The organism is Butyrivibrio fibrisolvens, assembly GCF_023206215.1.
GTDB lineage: Bacteria > Bacillota > Clostridia > Lachnospirales > Lachnospiraceae > Butyrivibrio > Butyrivibrio fibrisolvens_C.
Genome location: NZ_CP065800.1, coordinates 3,344,693 through 3,362,956, shown reverse-complemented (window position 1 = coordinate 3,362,956; position 18,264 = coordinate 3,344,693). Strand labels below are relative to the sequence as shown.

Annotated in this window: 12 protein-coding genes; 11 read left to right on the top strand and 1 reads right to left on the bottom strand. The window is 40.7% G+C overall.

Features of this window, described 5'->3' with window-relative positions; translation table 11 throughout:
• Positions 1-10: 10 nt before the first annotated feature.
• From I7804_RS14005 to I7804_RS13995, 3 genes are read left to right on the top strand one after another with little or no spacing between them, the layout of a single operon-like run.
• The gene (locus tag I7804_RS14005; RefSeq protein WP_248403936.1) at positions 11-3,013 is read left to right on the top strand and encodes a response regulator; all 3,003 of its coding nucleotides are present in this window, start codon (positions 11-13) and stop codon (positions 3,011-3,013) included.
• 28 nt (positions 3,014-3,041) lie between these two features.
• A complete protein-coding gene (locus I7804_RS14000; protein ID WP_248403935.1) occupies positions 3,042-3,494 on the top strand; it encodes a hypothetical protein in 453 nt (150 codons plus the stop codon).
• A complete protein-coding gene (locus tag I7804_RS13995) occupies positions 3,491-5,434 on the top strand; it encodes a hybrid sensor histidine kinase/response regulator (RefSeq protein WP_248403934.1) in 1,944 nt (647 codons plus the stop codon). The genes I7804_RS14000 and I7804_RS13995 overlap by 4 nt, the downstream gene beginning before the upstream one ends.
• A 106-nt stretch (positions 5,435-5,540) precedes the next feature.
• Here the strand turns inward: I7804_RS13995 and I7804_RS13990 are convergent, their stop codons facing one another.
• Positions 5,541-6,959, bottom strand: coding sequence for an MATE family efflux transporter (locus tag I7804_RS13990; protein ID WP_248403933.1), 1,419 nt, complete (start codon positions 6,957-6,959; stop codon positions 5,541-5,543).
• Between the two features lie 287 nt (positions 6,960-7,246).
• On the opposite strand from I7804_RS13990, the gene I7804_RS13985 reads away from it, so the two are divergent.
• The 8 genes from I7804_RS13985 to I7804_RS13950 all read left to right on the top strand — a co-directional run bounded on the left by I7804_RS13985 (position 7,247) and on the right by I7804_RS13950 (position 18,228).
• Entirely contained in the window at positions 7,247-7,861 is a 615-nt protein-coding gene (locus I7804_RS13985) for a LexA family protein (RefSeq protein WP_248403932.1), read from the top strand.
• Positions 7,862-7,914: 53 nt separating this feature from the next.
• The gene (locus I7804_RS13980) at positions 7,915-8,130 is read left to right on the top strand and encodes a hypothetical protein (RefSeq protein WP_022753028.1); all 216 of its coding nucleotides are present in this window, start codon (positions 7,915-7,917) and stop codon (positions 8,128-8,130) included.
• 144 nt (positions 8,131-8,274) lie between these two features.
• Positions 8,275-10,224: an EAL domain-containing protein gene (locus tag I7804_RS13975; RefSeq protein ID WP_248403931.1), complete on the top strand. Its 1,950-nt coding sequence runs from the start codon at positions 8,275-8,277 to the stop codon at positions 10,222-10,224.
• 8 nt (positions 10,225-10,232) lie between these two features.
• The gene (locus tag I7804_RS13970) at positions 10,233-10,991 is read left to right on the top strand and encodes a prepilin peptidase (RefSeq protein WP_248403930.1); all 759 of its coding nucleotides are present in this window, start codon (positions 10,233-10,235) and stop codon (positions 10,989-10,991) included.
• A 41-nt stretch (positions 10,992-11,032) separates the two neighbouring features.
• Positions 11,033-13,117, top strand: coding sequence for a pilus assembly protein PilM (pilM, locus tag I7804_RS13965; RefSeq protein ID WP_248403929.1), 2,085 nt, complete (start codon positions 11,033-11,035; stop codon positions 13,115-13,117).
• Between the two features lie 105 nt (positions 13,118-13,222).
• Positions 13,223-13,975 carry a hypothetical protein gene (locus I7804_RS13960; protein WP_248403928.1) on the top strand — a complete coding sequence of 251 codons (753 nt, stop codon included), beginning with the start codon at positions 13,223-13,225 and terminating at the stop codon, positions 13,973-13,975.
• Positions 13,976-14,392: 417 nt separating this feature from the next.
• Positions 14,393-15,721 carry a prepilin-type N-terminal cleavage/methylation domain-containing protein gene (locus I7804_RS13955; RefSeq protein ID WP_248403927.1) on the top strand — a complete coding sequence of 443 codons (1,329 nt, stop codon included), beginning with the start codon at positions 14,393-14,395 and terminating at the stop codon, positions 15,719-15,721.
• Between the two features lie 92 nt (positions 15,722-15,813).
• Positions 15,814-18,228, top strand: a complete 2,415-nt coding sequence (locus I7804_RS13950; protein ID WP_248403926.1) for a hypothetical protein — start codon at positions 15,814-15,816, stop codon at positions 18,226-18,228.
• The last annotated feature ends 36 nt before the right edge of the window (positions 18,229-18,264 follow it).

Below are 18,264 nucleotides of genomic sequence, written 5' to 3'. Positions count from 1 at the left end.
ATTGCTTGATATGATTAGTAAGACCAAATTCAGTTTTGAATCAATTATATGCTACGTCTTGCTGGTTTTAATTGCAGCTAAGCTCTTTTCAAGTGGTTTGTTTAAATCCAATGACTACATTGAAAATGAGCTTTCTTATAGTGTGCTGTCACAAGGATGGGAACAGGTACTTGCAGATGGAAGTATAGTGCCCGCAGAAGTCCCGGGCGATGCTGTGAAAGACGGAAGTAACAGATTCGAAATACAAAGCACACTCCCTGATTCTATTACAGAGCATTCCTGGTTATCTATAAGAAGCACCCGTCAGAATATCTACATCTATATAGATGGACAACTTAGAAAGTCCTATTACAGGACCTTTGAAGAGTATGGCAGGACTACTGTTCCAAGTTTCTATCTGTTCGTTCAGCTTCACAAAGATGACATAGGCAAAAACATCAGGATAGTCGGATCTTCTGCATACAGTTCTTTTGCCTATAATATCAATGAAGTAGTCATGGGCAATCAGATGGGAATCTGGTATTACTACGCTATCAAGGATTATTCCGGGTTTGTACTGCCTCTTATAGTATTTTTTATAGCGATCGGAGTTCTGAGTATCCTCATTATCGTGAGTATTTATAGTAAGACAAGTCGCAGGTTCATATTCCTGGGACTTGGCGTATTACTTTATTCTTCATGGGAAGTGTGTGATTCCCACCTAAGGCAGCTCCTGTTCTATAATATCAGCGTTGCATCCGATGCTGCCTATATGATCTTTTCACTGATCCCGATTCCTTTCTTATATAGTCTTGATATCCTTTTGCAAAAAAGGTATCACAAGTCCAATATGTTCTGTGCCCTTATGATCGCATCATTATCGTTGGTTACAGGTTATCTTAATGATATGGGGTATGTGGCCTTTATATTCACAATGCCTTATCTTGTAGCCGGAGCAGTCTTGTCTACAATCTACATGCTCATAACTATATTTATAGATATTTTCAAAAAAAGACTTGTGGAAAATAAGATCACGATATCCGGTTATCTTGGATTTGCCTTTTCCGGTATTATTGCGGGAGTATTTTTTGCCATAAAGCCTGACACACCTGCTACTCCTATAGTTAATCTTGGCATGATCATGATCATGGTATGCGCAGTTGTTGATATGATCCATTCTTATGTAATAGACAGAAGGGACAGGATAGTCGCAGAAGAAGTATCATCAGCCAAGTCCCAGTTCATCGCCAGTATGTCCCATGAGATCAGAACTCCCATAAACTCCATCATGGGTATGGATGAGCTGATCCTGCGCGAATCAAGAGAAGAAGAGATAACAGCCTACGCCAGGAATATAAGAGATTATGGTAAGTCACTTCTTAGGCTTGTCAATGAGATCCTTGATTATTCAAGGCTTGAATCAGGCAATGTCAATCTTATAGAAGAAACCTTTGATGCAGAGATAGCTATAACATCTTTGTACAAGATATTCGAACCTATTGCTGACAAAAAAGGTCTGAAAATGGAACTTAGGGAGCACGGCATAAAGGGAAGACTCCTTCTTGGTGACAATGAGAAGATCTGCAAAATGATAGGTGAGATCCTGACCAATGCCATAAACTACACAGATGAAGGTAAGGTTACGCTTGAGGCTTTTATAGAAGATCTGGACAAGACTGATGAGACAGGGCATGATCTTGTCATGCTTTCTATAAGAGTTACTGATACAGGCGTTGGAATAAGTGATACAGACCTTAAGAAGATCTTCGATCCTTTTGAAAACACAGGAGAGAAAGACGGTCAAAGCGGCATGTCCCTTGTTGTTGTTAATAGGATGTTAGAGGCAATGGGCAGCAGATTGAGCGTCAGGTCGAGACTTGGCAAGGGATCTGAGTTTTCTTTTGACATAATACAGAAAAAAGCTGGGGAGATAGAGATTGCAGGATGGAATACCAAGCCTATACAACCGGATCTTAGTATATTAAAAGAAAAAGGAAGATACTATTCGGAGAAACTAAACGTCCTGTGCGTAGACGATTCAACTATGAATCTGTCTGTTATAGAGGGACTTCTAAAAAGAACCGGAGCAAGTATAAAGACTGCAACATCCGGTGAAGAGGCAGTAAGCCTTGCTATATTAGAACAATATGATGTTATCTTCATGGATCATCGCATGCCAGGTATGGGCGGCGAGAAAGCCATGAATATGCTAAGAAAACACTACCAAAGGATTGATCGGAAAATAGTAATAATAGCTCTTACAGGCAATGAATTTGAAGGTGCAAGGAAAGAGTACCTGAAGATGGGATTTGATGATTATCTATCTAAGCCTGTTAAGACATTTGATCTTGAGAAGATGCTGTGGACATATTGTGAAGATATGGCCCAAAGCCCTCCTGAGGTAGTGGATGAGAGCTGCCCTTATGATGATGTCTTTGACAGTATCAAGGGTGTTGACGGAATTAATACTGATAATGGAATAAAATATTGCGGAAGCAAAGAGCTTTTTGTTAATGCTGTTAAGACTTTTGTAGATACTTCTGATGATAATATACAGATGCTTAATGATCTTATCAATTCTAAGGATCTTAAAAACGGTGTCATCAAAGTTCATGCTCTTAAGTCCAATGCAAGAGTCATAGGATGCGGCACCTTGTCAGAGCATGCTGCCTTTCTTGAAGAGCGCGGAGATCAGGGAGACGTGGAGACTTTCTGGAATGGTGTACCGAAGCTTCTTACAGAATATATAGAGCTTACAGACAGATTAAAAGCTATCTGTCAGGAACATGAAGTGGCGACTGATGAGGATAGTCTTATGGAGATAACTCCTGATGAACTAAAAGATGCGTATTCGGCCATAGAAGAGTGCGCCATAAGCCTTGACTATGACAGCATAGAGCAGATACTTAATGAACTTGCAGGATATAAGCTTGGTGATGAAGATAAAAAGAAGGTAGCTCTTATAAAGAAAGGACTTGCAGCAGTTGATAATGACAGAATAATCAAGGCGATCAAGGCGGAAGGATCTGAATAAAGATCTGAATAAGATATGAGGTTTTCGGATGATTACTGATATCAAGAAGACTCCAAAACTGAATTTATATCAGATATTGATGATAGGATGCGTTGTTGCTGTCGTATCTGTAGTTGTCATGCTGGTTGTACGCCAGAGTATAAGGTTCAATGACTTTGGCGACAATGAGTACGAGTTTGTACGCTATAACACCGGATGGAAGCAGGTACAGGATGATAGCTTGTCAGATATACAAGAGCTGCCGGCCAAATTCTCAACTCCTGATGGAAGGGTTGTGATAGTCAACAGACTTCCGGATACGATAGAAGAGGGAAAATGGCTTGCTGTAACAGGTTATATATCTATCGTAAAGATATACATAGAAGATGAATTAAGAACAGAATACTCGCTTAAACCCGGAGAGACCGGTATCGGATCAAGGACAAGTCCCACAGCACATGTTTTTGCCAAATTATATAAAAAGACGCCGGTAAAACTGTGACTATCGAATTCGAATCAGAGTCCATGTTCAAAGGCTGGGTTGGAGAAGTAATACTAGGCTCTCAGGGCGGAATATGGGGATATTATGCCAAGAATACAATGATGTCATCCATGATAACTCTGGTTTTGGGATCGATATCAATAATAACTATACTTATTTCATCATATTTTGCCTTTGTTACAAAGAGACCTTCGGCAGTTCTGTACCTTGCAATGGGAATCTTCTGCGTATGTTTGTGGAGGCTTGGTTCGACACCGTCCAGCAATACCTTTATGCAGTATGAATCTGCTGATTATGCCAGAATGTTTGAGACCTCATGCCAGATCCTTGTAGTTCTTCCGGTACCATTTCTTCTTTTTGCTGACTGTCTTCATGCCGGTAGATACACAAGATTCTATAAGATAATGGAAGATATGTGCTTCGTATATGCTGCTACGGTGTCATTTCTTCATTACACGGGGGTAGTATATTTTGCCGGGACACTTACTTACACCTTTATAGTGATATTGATGTCACTTTCAAGCGTTCTTTTTATCACGATCATAGATATAGTAAGTGGCAGGATCAAAGAGCATAAGGCGGTTATCATGGGACTTATCATCTTCATGATAATGATGGTAATAGAGCTTATAAGAGAGTTCAATGATATAGCTGCAACATCCTCCCTTGTATACGTATTGGGACTTATGCTCCTGCTTATCTCTGTAGTGGTTGAAGCTGCTGTCAGTATGATAAGAGTCCATAGCCAGAAGATAATAGCAGTGGCATCCGGTGAGAGAAAGTCTGAGTTTTTGTCTTTGATGTCACATAGGATCAGGACTCCTATCAATACCATATCCGGAATGGCAGAACTTATTGAAAGAGAGACTAAGAGCCCCGATATCAAAGCCTATGCAAGCAGTATAAGGAATGCTGTACGTATGCTCATGTCACTTATCAACGACATGCTGGATGTGGATAGATCTGCCAAATCCAAAGTTGAACTTGAGGTAGATGAATATAATCTTGCCCCGCTTCTTGTAGACTGTATAAGTCTTCTGATATCAAGAGCAAGACAGGACGGACTTGATTTTGAGAATAAGGTTAGTAAAGACCTTCCATCAATCCTGTATGGTGATTCTGTAAGGATCATGCAGATAATAACCAATGTCCTTACCAATGCTGTCAAGTACACTAACAGAGGTACCATTACCTTTGTGGCAGAAAAAAGATATATAGACGGCAAGTTCAATCTATGCATAATAGTCAAGGATACAGGAATTGGCATCAAACCAGAGGATATAGGAGAGATATTCAACAGTTATAACAGGGCCGATGAAAAAGAAAATCGTCATATAGAAGGAACAGGTCTTGGATTATCTATTACAAAGAGACTTGTGGATGCCATGGGTGGTCAGATAAGCGTAGAAAGCGTCTATGGTGAAGGGTCTACCTTTACAATATTATTGCCACAAGTAGTAATATCTGATGAACCGATAGGCGATCTTGAAGAAGCTATAAGAAAGTATACAGTAAATAATGCGACATACAAAGAACTTTTCAAGGCTCCGACTGCCAATGTTCTCGTTGTTGATGACAACAGGATGAATATTGAAGTGTTCGTAGGACTTCTTAAAAGGACCAAGATCAAGATAGATAGTGCAGGAGGCGGAACGGAAGCTATAGAGAAAGCCAAGAAGAAAAAATATGACATTATATTCATGGATCATATGATGCCGGAACCTGATGGTATACAGACGCTTCACCTTCTAAAGAATGACTATATGGCTCTTAGCTATGCAACCCCTGTTGTAGCTCTTACTGCCAATGCCACGCCAGGAGCTGAGAAGATGTATCTCAAGGAAGGATTCGTATCATATATGTCCAAACCTGTGGATTCTGAGGAACTTGAAAAGCTGCTGCTAAAGCTGCTACCGGAAGAGAAGATCGAACGCGGGTAGTGACCAAAGAAAAAGCCACCCAGCTCTCAGGCACCCGAGAGCTGGGTGGCTTTTTTCTTCGCCTGCCCGAGAGCTGGGACTTGTTTTGGGGGGCTACCGCCCGAAGCTAGTTCCCTGCGTATTTAGTAAGGTCGTGTATCCACTTACCCCTCATTACGATTATGAAACCAATCACAGATTTAAGCAGGTCCATAGACTGAACAGTTAGGAACATCCATATGATAGGCATGTTCGTATAGCGGGATAGTACAAATGCAACAGGAAAAGATACTACCCAGCAAAAGCAACTGTCGAAGAGGAATGTGATAAAAGTCTTGCCGCCGGATCTGATGGTGAAGTATGCGGAGTTTGTAAATGCATACAAAGGCATACATACTGCGTTGACGCGTAGTAGGCCCAAAGCTATGTGCTTGATATTATCTGTAGTGTTATATAGATCCGGGAATACAGGAGCTATTATAAATAACATCAAACCGGATATAGAGCTTAGTATCACAGAGAAGGTCGTAAGTCTTAGTGCATACAGCTTGGCGCCATCCAGTCTTCCTGCACCGAGTTCCTGACCAAGGAGTATGGATGTGGCACTTCCCATTGCTATAAATACTATATTGAATACATTGGCAAGGGAGTTGGATATGTTAAAAGCAGCTACTGCATTAAGTCCTCTTACAGAGTAGCACTGAACGAGCATAGTGGTTCCTATAGACCAGAGTGCTTCATTGGCAAGGAGTGGAGCACCTTTGATTATGAACTTAAATACAAGATCAGAAGGAATATACATACTGCTATAGCATCTTCTGATATAGGGGTTCTTATCAGGATTGTTATGTGTCCAAGAGACAACTATGAACATCTCTATAAATCTTGATATCACTGTAGCAAGAGCAGCACCTGTAACTCCAAGAGCAGGTGCACCAAACTTACCATAAATAAGGATATAGTTACCAATAAGGTTTACAAATACTGCTATGATTCCCGCACTCATGGGTACAAGAGTCTGGCCTGTCTCACGAAGAGTAGAGGCATAGACATTGGTGATAGCCATAGGAAGAAGTCCTGCGTACATTACGAGAAGGTAAGAGATGGCATGTTGCAATGTGAGCTCCAGATCCCCTGTGTCACCACCTTCATGAAGGAACATTCCGATAAGGGATGTTCTGAATATATACAGAACCAGTACGCCTATTATAGTGATTATGAATGCAAGGATCATCTTAGCGCGCATAGTGTACTGCATTCCTTTAAGGTCTTTCTTGCCCCAAAACTGGGCACTGAATATGCCGATTCCGGCAAGTCCTCCAAATATGCACAGATAGAATACAAATAGTAGCTGGTTGACGATTGAAACACCGGACATGGCTTCTGTACTGAGCTGACCTACCATGAGATTGTCCAGCATACCAACAAGATTGGTTATGCCGTTCTGAATCATGATAGGAACAGCAACGGCCAGAACATGGCCATAGAAAGGGCGTGGTGCGATTAGGGATTTTGAATTGTCTTTGTTTGAATAGGTATTAGCCATACAATTATTCTTCCTTGTAATGATTATTTTTAGATAGATGTTTTTGCTTCTGCCTTATATCAAAGAGTATATAAGTGCTGCCTATGATCTGTTCCAATAGGACCAGCCGTTTATAGGTTGCAGCTATCAGTGAATATAGCATAGACCATTATACGTTGTGCGTGATTTAATCGCAACAGTAAAAGAAGATATTGACTTTATATACAAGTATGGTATTATATTTCTATCAGCAACGGGTCGTTGCAGATAGAAAAAGTGTTGCAGTTAACAAAAGGCGGGTGCATTATATGAGATCAAAAAGCCCTGAACTAAAGGAGAAGATCAAGGACTTCATCATACAATTTCATAAAGAGAATATGCGTGATCCCTCTACTGCAGAGATTGGAAGAGGCCTTTCGATAGATAAGAGTACAGCCTACAGATATCTTGTGGCTATGAACAAAGAGGGAATGCTCGATTATAGTGAGGGGCGTATCAGTACAGATTCTACTATGAAGATGGATGAGAACATGACCTCAGCTCCTCTTATGCAGGATGGCATCACTTGCGGCGCTCCGGAGACTGAGAGCAGTGATATAGATAGTTATGTACAGCTTCCTACAGCACTTTTTGGAAGCGGAGAGCTTTTTATACTTCATGCAGTCGGAGATTCTATGATAGATGCAGGCATTGATTCGGGAGATCTTCTTGTAATCAGGAAGGCATCGACTGCAAGACAGGGAGATATAGTAGTAGCACTAAACGAGGATGGAGAGAATACACTTAAGAGACTTAAGTATGATGCGAATCTTAAGAGGCTGGTGCTTCATCCTGAAAATGTTCAAAGAGGATATGACGACATACGACCGGATAAGATCATCATTCAAGGTGTCCTTTCTTCAGTGATCAAGAGATTTGCTTAAAGTATCAGTATCATAGGTATTGGTGTTCTCATAAGAAAGAGGGGTAATAGATTATGAGAAATATTTATGTATCCAGAAGAGTATACAACCTTGTAATGCGTATCATCATGATCCTTACGATCACACTTCTTATCTTTACAATACGTAATCTGTTCGTAGCATCTGCCGGTATAAGGCATATCAATGCAGGAATCGAGACTTGTAGAGACAGTATGAATGATTATTATGCTAATCAAGGGATATTGCTGGCAGAGGATGTAGAATATTGATCCGGTTCAACATTATTATAGTGCAGATATACCATAAACAGACCTTTTAGTTATTTGCCATAAAGCTATTCTTTTTATCACAGTTTTAGCCGATATATTTACGTAAGATATGATAATAAGTTGATGCTTTTATGAGGTGAGCATATGCTATCTGCACTTATCGGGAATTTGGCATATAACGTAGATGTTGAAATAGCATTTTTTATAGTTTCATTTATTTTTTTTATAATGATGATCGGAACTAAGCCACGTAGGACTTCCAGCTATGTTTATGATTTCTTCGGAATGTTCTTCTGTATAGTGGCTCCCTTTCTTATGGTTCTGATCGTATATATGGCTTCTCATATCGAAATATATGGAATCGTAATGCTCCAATGTGTTATGATTGCATATATCTTTGTGTATTCTTTCATATTATTCAATTTGTCTATGTATCTGTGTACACTTCCCTATAGGAACAGGAGCAAGGAAGGAAACTACAGGATATTGTGCTTCTGCTTTGTATTCTTCATGGTTTTCTATTGCATGGTGGCTATCTTCAAAGGCACTATGTTTTCATACTATGGAGGAGAGGTTGCAGATATCTCATTTTTTGTCATCAAGATGGTCAACTGCGGTATGGTCAGCAGTACTGCTTCTATGATCTTCGCACTTACTGTTACCAAGGATATGCCCAAGGTTGTAAGGACTATCATATTTGCAGTATATCCAATTAATGTTCTGCTGCTTCTGGTACAAAGGTCCAATACAGATGACATCATAATCGCGATGACTTATGTTGTTCCGATGTGTATATTCTATATATTATTCCATTCCAATCCATATGATGAGATTCTGGGGCTTCAGAATACGTACTCACTTGAAAGTCGTTTCGAAGACGATATCTTATTAAAAAAGCCATTTTACATCGGTTATCTTATCATTCCATCTTTTAACAGATCGGATATATCCGGCCCGTCTTCCAAGATGGGGATAGGCTATGAAACAATCATAGATTATTGCAGGATGGCAGAATCCAAATATCCAAACCTGCATATATACAAGCAAAGCGCCGGAACCTACACCTTCATATATGAAGCCATGCAAAGTGATGAGCATGACAAGATACTTGACGCCCTTGCAGATCTTGCAGAAAAAAGGCTTAGTGAGATAGATGAACTTGCAAGGATCATAATGGTAGTTCTTCCTTGCTTTGAACAGATCAGATCTATAGCAATGGCCAGAGAGATGGTCAATCAGATTATAAGAAAGAAGCTTAATCCTCTTGAGAATTTTAGATATGTAGCGACCAAAGAAGATAACGAGAAGTTCCAGGAGAGATACAGAATAGAACAGGAGCTCATGGACATAAGATTTAAAAGGGATATGGATGATGCAAGGGTTGTATGCTACGCACAGCCTATATATGAGGTAGAATCAGAATCCTTCAGAACTGCGGAAGCTCTTATGCGACTTGAGCTTGATGGTCAGATTATAAGTCCGGGGCTCTTCATACCGATCGCAGAAGAGACAGACAGTATACATGTTCTGACTCTTATAATGCTCAGTAAGGTTTGCAAGGAACTCAAAGAATTGGAAAAAGAGTATGAATTCCAATGCATCAGTATCAACTGCTCTGCATCAGAGTTCACGCTTCCGGGACTTGCAGATGAGATCCTAAATATCCTTCAGCGATATGATGTTGAGCCACAAAAGATCAGACTTGAGCTTACAGAGAGTGCAGTTGCAGATGACAGCAACAAACTTAGGAACAACATGTATCTGTTAAGGGAAAAGGGTGTATCTTTCTATCTTGATGACTTTGGAACAGGATATTCGGCTATGGCAAGAGTCATAGACCTTCCGTTCAGGATCATTAAGTTCGATAAAACCCTTTTGTATCAGTCAATAGATGATGAGCGTATGGACGGCATTGTCTCAAATATGATAGAAACCTTGAAAAGCAGCGGAATCAATACCCTCGTAGAAGGCGTAGAGTCCGATGCTCACAAGGATTATAGTATCACTCATGGCTTTGACTATATTCAGGGATTCCATTATGCAAAGCCTGTGCCTATCAGCGATCTTAGAAAATACTTTTCCAAGAAAAAGTGAGGACTAATATGCAGGGGATGCTAGTGATATTCTACTTAATACTATTTGTATACGGTATTGTCATAGGCAGCTTTGTAAATGTTCTGATTTACAGGCTTCCTAAACACGAAGATTTCGTGAAGATACGTTCGCACTGCATGAGTTGCGGATACCAGCTTAGATGGTTTGATCTGATACCTATCGTATCATGGGTCATCTACAAAGGCAGATGCAGAAATTGTGGTCAGAAGATCTCAGTCCAATACCCACTTATAGAGGCTCTTAATGGAGTAGTATATGTGCTGGTTGGAATTGTATATGGAATAAGTGTAGATACAGTACTGATATGCCTTGCAGCGTCCGTGCTTATCGCAATATCAGTTATAGATCATCGAACAATGGTAATTCCGGCTGGGTTGAATTATACTATATGTATACTTGGAATTATTAGGATGGCGGTAGATTACAAAAATTTTGCAAATTATCTGCTGGGGTTTGTATCCGTAGCCTTTTTCCTGTTTATCTTGTATACGATATCAAAAGGGCGATGGATTGGAGGCGGAGACATAAAGCTTATGGCAGCAACGGGGCTGCTTGTAGGGTGGAAGCTTAATATTCTTGCTTTTTTCCTAGGATGTATATATGGAAGTGTCATACACATAATCCGTATGAGGGTAAGTCATAAAGGGCATGTTCTAGCGCTTGGACCGTATCTGGCAGGAGGCGTCATGACTGCGATACTTGTCGGAGATAGAATTATCAGTTGGTACTTTGGTAAGATCATGTAACTGTCACAGGTAGTAAACATATTATTCCGGAGGACAAAAGGATGGCAAAAGTCCTAAGTATCGAGATCGGATCTACATTAACAGAAATTGTTGAGATGGATTATAAGGTCAGAAATCCCAAAATCTACAAAAGCCTTATGTTGTCTACTCCCGAAGGAGTCATGGATGATGGAATGCTCTACGGCTTCGAGAACTATGCTCAGGCTCTTAGTAAGATGCTCAAAGCTAAGGGGTTTAAGGCTAAAAGAGCTATCTTCTCTGTATCTTCAAACAGGATAGCCAGCAGAGAAGTGGAGATTCCTTTTCTTAAAGAAAATCAGATAAGGGATTTCGTATTGGCCAACGCCTCGGATTATTTTCCTGTAAACATTGCAGATTATAGCATCACTTATACTGTTCTGGAGAAGCTTCAAAATGAAGAGGGAGCTAAGGCGCTTAGAGTCAATGCGCTTGCTATGCCTTCTGAAATGCTGGAAAGCTATAAGGAATTTGCAAAGGCAGCAGGACTTGAGCTGGAAGCGATTGACTATGATGGCAACTCACTGTATCAGGCTGTCAAAAAAGAATGCAGTGTCGGTAGCCAGATAGTTATCAAGATAGATGAGAAGAACTCTATAGTTACTGTTATGAAGGACGGAGTACAGAGCCTTACAAGAACTGTACCTTATGGAATTGAAGAAGCTGTGGATACTATCATCTACAGCCACGTATATTCAGATAATACGACATACTCTGAAGCTATAGGCTTCCTTAGAGGAATGAAGTGTGTCAATCCTGCTTTTGACATGGAAGCTTATAAAAAGGCTAAGGCAGAAGAGAGGATGAGATTGTTAGAACAGGCCAAAGCCGCAGAAGAAGGCGAAAGCGGTGATGGCGAAGCGGTAGACAATCCTGATGGTCAGGAACCTGGAGCTGATGCGGCAGCAGAACCTGCTACAGAGCCTGCTGCAGTAGCGCAGCAGTATGAGCCTATTCTTCCTCCCGAAGAAGAGGAGGAAGAGCTTTCACCCCAGATGAAAGAGCTCAGAGAGAATGTAACATTCTCTTTTGAAAATCTTGTAAGCGGTCTTTCTACTGTCCTGGATCTGTATTATTCGAGAACCAAAGGCCAGAAGGTCGACAGAGTGGTGATAACCGGTATAGGCGGAACTATCCAGGGAATAGATGATCTTATCGCCAATACTCTTGATGTGCCTGCTAAGCAGATAGAAACACTCGAAGGCGTGCAGCTTGGCAAGGTATTTAAAAACGGCGTATTTGGTGAATACATAGGATGTATAGGCGCTACTATAAGCCCTGTGAATTTCCTTATTACGGAGAAAAAAGCAAAATCCTCCGGAACAGATATAGTAGCTATAGGAAGACTGGTCCTGATAGGATGTGTAGGCTTATCTGCAGTGCTTCTGGCTGTATCGCTCCCGCCTTATATCAGTGCGGGGAACACCAATAAGTCGCTGCGAAGTCAGCTTCAGTCGGTAGTGTCCATCATACCTATATACCAGAAATATACATTGTCCAAACAGGCTTATGAATTTGTAAATGAAGCATATAGATTAAAAGATGAACCGACAGCTCATATAGTCGAATTCCTCGAAGAGATGGAAGAGAAGATGCCTGCAGATATTCTGGTACAAAATATCAGCAGCGATAATACTAGCGTATCCATCAAGATGACAGTTGGCACCAAGGAAGAAGCAGCAGATGTATACGAGCAGCTGTGCATGTTTGAATCAGTAGATAGTGTAGTCATAGACAGGATCTCAGATGATACCTCTGATGAGGGTCAAGGATACGTCACATTTACAGCCGTCTGCGTATATGCTGAAAGAAGTGAAGAAGATACATTAGATACCGTAGAAACTCAAAACGATACAGAAGATATCATACCGGAAGGCAATGAATCAGATAATGCCGGTCAGGAATCTACAGGAGATGATAGCAGCGCTGCTTCAAACGAGGCAACAGGCGATGAAGATGTATCAGGTGCAGGTACAACAGGTGATGAGAGCCCGGACGTATCCGGCGAAGAAGAAACAGACAGTGAAAACGGAGCATCAGAAGATGGAAATGCAGATGATGGAAGTACAGAAGATGCAGGAAGTAATAGCAGCGAGGCTGTAGGCTGATATCCTGCGATCACGTAATCTGATCTGGTGATGAAGTAGTAACGTTATAGTAAATGGTTTATTTCAAAGCTTATTTTGGCTATAGACAGAGATTCGGAGGTTATTATGGCATTAACAATCACTGAGAGAGATAAAGCTCTTCTTATGATATTCGGAGGCGTTGTGATCGCAGGTCTTACCTACTATTATGGCTACTATGGCCTTAATGAGAAGACCAAAGTCATAGAAGATGAGAATGTGACACTAAGCAATCAGGTTCAGCTTCTGACTACGGTTTCTGCCAATAAGGACACCTATGTCAATGATACAGACCGGTATATCCTGAATACCAACAAGATAATGGCAGGATATCCGTCTCTTGTGACTACTGCTGATAAGATCATGTATACAGAGCTTCTGACCAATATCCTTGTTCCTACCTATACCTATGAGGCAGTTTTGAATGAGCCTGTAGCTATGGATATCATGGTTCCGGAGAGAGAAGATCAGCTCTCAGGTGCAGGAGCAGATGTTACAGGTCTTATAGCCCTTAATCAGTACGAATCAGACGGGACCATACCTGATGTTACCGGTCTTATGTTCTATGATTCTGTAGAAGTTATGACCTTTGATACAACATATAACGGACTTAAGCAGATCATCCTGAATGTGATAAACCATGAAGATTTTAAAAATGTTACTGAGCTTGATGTAAGCTACGATTCATCAACAGGACGACTTTCAGGAGAGCTGACGATAGATTATTACTATCTTGAAGGCACTGACAAAGAGTACACTTTCCCAAGTCCTGGCCTTATCAATCATGGAACTGACAATATATTTGGAGACGTGACAGACATTCAGAGCAGCGGACAATGAGCCTTTGCTTATACTTATAAAATTCAAACTTCGCACTTGCCAAACATACGCCACCCTCTGAGGCAGCGCCGATACGGCCCGTTTATAATACATTTTCGTATCTTGAAGGTATTATAATTCAGGGCAAGATATCTGGATCTTTATATTCTAGGGTCCAAACTCGCTTCGCTCAGACAGGTGGACCCTAAGAAGAATATAAAGATCCAGATATCTTGCTCCTGAATTTAATAACACCTTCAAAAGATACGAAAATGTATTATAAACAGGCCGTATCGGCGCTGCCTCAGAGGGTGGCGTATGTTTGGCAAGTGCGAAGTTTGATTTATAAAAATAATATGACACTCATGATATAGGCAGTTATAAGAGAACTTAGTAAAGGAACTTATACTGATCATGGTCGAAGATAAAAGAACTGACATGAGGTTAAAAGATGACAATAGCGGCTTTTCTCTAATAGAAGTCATCATAGCAGTCATCATAGTTGCGATTCTGGTAGTTCCTCTTATGAGGGGCTTTGTAGTCACGCAGAAGCTTAGTAAAAGAGCCGGAGAACTCGAAGAGTACGAAACACTGTCACAGACCATATTCGAAGGAAGCTGGAATTTTACGATAGAAGATATCGCGCTTATGTTCAATGAGGATGCGCCATCACCTTTTATCATCCCAAGTTCCCAGTATTCTAAGTTCAGACCTCTTGGAAACTACTACGCCGAAGATGGAAGCTTTATAGGTTCGGACAATAACATATATGAGTTCGCCATCAATGATCTTATGGTATCTTCCGGCAGTGACAAAAAGTACGATGTCATTGTGAAGTACGATGCCAGTCACTATATGGGCGATGGATCTTCTTCTGCAGCAAGAGACTCATCAGCTTATAATTACAATGCCTTTGAATATAGTACTGCTGCTGTCTATGATGAGAACTTCGACTATATGTTTCTTATGAATGAAGAAGATGATGAGGATGCATATGAAGCTATAAGGGTACTTTTAGATGACAGCACTATTCCAGATGAAGAGCTCAAGAAAAATGTCAGAAGAGAGATAACTATAACAATTGATGATAACTCATCATCCGGAAGCTCTACAGTTACCGCCAATATTAAGTACTACTATCCTGGGGATGCTACGCAGCCATCTTCCGTACTGACATATGCCGGTGGCACCTATCGTCAGAATGCTAAGAATCCTGAAGTTCCGTACCCGAGGAATGTCTTTATATGTTATTATCCTGACTATTATTCTGATTATTCTGCAAGAAATCTGTTGGATTATATCGTTGTTAATAACGATACCAGTCAGAAAATGTCTCTTGTAGTAGCTATGCAGAAAAAAAATGATCAAGATGGAAGCGCTATGACAGCTATAGGTGCGGACAATTATTGGATGCACCTTATTGTCAATGATCCAAACTGCAAGTCCCCGTCAGAAAGTTCCCCTAATGTAACACTCAGAACCAATCTTGGATACAATATCGTGAATCTATCGCAAAGAAGTAAAGACACCAATCAGGCCTTTCTTGAATATTATTACAATTCAGGCTCCATGAATCTTAACTGCTGGCTTAGTGATATGAACCTTATGGAGGTACTGCCTCTTGATGGAGGCCAGGCTATAGGCAATGTTGTCTATGATACTACAGTTGAGTTCTACGAAGACGGCGAGTATGAGAAGTTTACTGAGAATTACAGCCGATCGGTTACACCTGTTGTAGTCATGACAAGTGATGAAGAAGAAAACTGAGATTTAATCAACCTATATGGTGGCAAAAGATACTTTTGACAACTTCTACATATGATCAAAGACGAACATATTAGCATAGATGGGTACAAGATATGAAAGACAGATTCTCATTACATAAATATAATAGTCGTATTCTTTCTTCACTTCAAAAAGTTAAGGATGATGATCGCGGTATGTCCATGGTAATGGCGATAGTAGTTCTTTCATTTGTAGGACTGCTGCTGTCTATTATCATGTATATGTCCTTGTATAACTTTGAGATGAAAAGTCAGCAGTTCAAGATTCAGGAGAACTACTATTCTGCAGAAGTAGCCATGGATGAGATTGCTGCAGGCCTTCAGAAGGAAGCTTCGATCTGCTTCTCCGATGCATATATATCAATAATGCAGAATTATTCGGAATCGTTAACAGACAAAGAGAAGGAAGAATCTTCAAAACTTGTATGGCAAAAATATAAGACAAGCCTTATGTCAAGTCTCTCTACCAAGGATTTCACCAAATTTGTTACAAGAAGTAAAGCTTCAGAGCCAGAGCCGCCATATGTACAGGTTACAAGCCCCTCTGAAATTACTGAATTTGAGGATTTTATCAGAATATCAGGTGTTAAGGTTACCTATACTGATGAGACAGGTGACGTATCTATAATCGAGACTGATATTAATATAAAGTGTCCGGATCTTGGCTTTAATACTAAGTTCTCACTTCCTATAGTGGTAGGATATGCGCTTGTTGCGGACAATTCTATCGAGGTTACAAGCGGAACTACCAAGATATCAGGAGTCAGCGTCTATGCAGGAAGACATGATACAGGAGCTGCTGCTAGTCAGGCTGGTGATGACTATTCTATCAAAATAGATAGCGGAGCAGGACTTGAGATAGTTAATTGTCCTTATATCGTTGCAGGAGGGGACAGAAAAGCGGATGCTGCAGATCCCTATAATACGGTAGGCGGCACTATCGTGACTATAGGAAACGGCTTCTTCCATGTAGATCGTGAGGATAATAGCGCATCTTCAAGTGGCGTTCCTTCTAATGTATGGGCCAGAAATATTAAAGTTGGTGACAGGGATGAAAAGGCATTTCCTGCCAGCAATGGAGCCTATAATTTAGAGCTTCTTGGCAATACTTATGTCAAGGATGATCTTACTATAGGAGGTCGAAAGACTTCCGTGAAACTTGCGGGCAGCTACTATGGTTATGGTCATAGTCAGGATATCGACTCTTCACGCAGTAGTTCCATTATCTTCAATGGAACTGGGGTGAGCGCCGATTTTTCCAAGATTGATAGTTTTGAACTTCTTGGAAATGCATACATCGGTATATCCTATCTTGATGACAAAAAAGACAATCTCCCTATGGGAGAATCCATGACTTCCAAGGCAGGGCAGATCGCTTATCTGGTTCCTTATGAATGTGTGGGCTGGTACTCTTATGTAGATGGTGGGACGACTTACTATTCACCTGTCCTTCAAAGAAATCCGCTGCCTTATGCTGATTATTATGAATACTATACAGATTACAGCGCAGCTACAGGTAAAACTATGCTTCCTGTATATTACGGCGCTACAGTTAGAAGCCTTGGATCGTCTTTGATGGACGAATCTTCATATGGACTAAATGACAAGGCATACTCTACTGTCATCAATCAGGACGGATGGATGTATTTCTATATGGATTTTGGTAAGTCAACTGCAACTGACCCTATGAAGGCAGCAGGAGATTTCTTCAAAGCATATTATGAAGCTAACCCCCAGAAGATGAACAGGTATCTAAGTGCGTATGTGTCTGATTTTAAGTTCCCGACAGGGTCAGATTTTATAAGGCTCAATCTCGCTGGCAATATCCTGATACCTCAGATGGATAGCGCTGGAGGTGTGATAAAAGATGAAAACGGCTATGTATCCTGGCAGATGGTTGATGATTCATATGCTACTTCCGGTCAGTACAGCAGTATCGATACAGACATAGAATCAGAGATATATGAGAAGTCCTACTATACCCTGTGTACCAATCTATCGGTCAATTATGAAGGTCTTACCGGAGATGAGAAGGACAGCGTATATCAGAATCTTATAAGTCAGAAGAATATTGAGAAGTTAAGATCAAGTACCAGTAAAAGCGGTAACTATGTTGTCTTTAAAGATGAGGCTGGCAAGGACAGAGTCAGAGTATATTACGGAGACTGCAATTATAGTTCCGATGTTGACGGACTTAACATGATAATCACTGTAGGCGGAGATGTGAATATCAGTACCAGTTTTACAGGTACCATCATCTGCGATGGCAAGATCACTATGACAGGTGTAAGTGAGATAAAAAATGATCCGGACGCTCTTAGCAGCGTATTTACATTACAAGATGAGTCAACAGGCCTGTGCGTTGCTAACCTTTTTACCTCCGGAGAAGATTTCTCTCTTTTGGAAAAATCAGACAATGCAGATGCTATGGGCGATGCGATCTTCAATACAGCGGATCTTATCACTTATAGCGGATGGAAGAAGTACTAAAACTTTGGGAAGTGTCTGTCAAATGATTGTAATTGG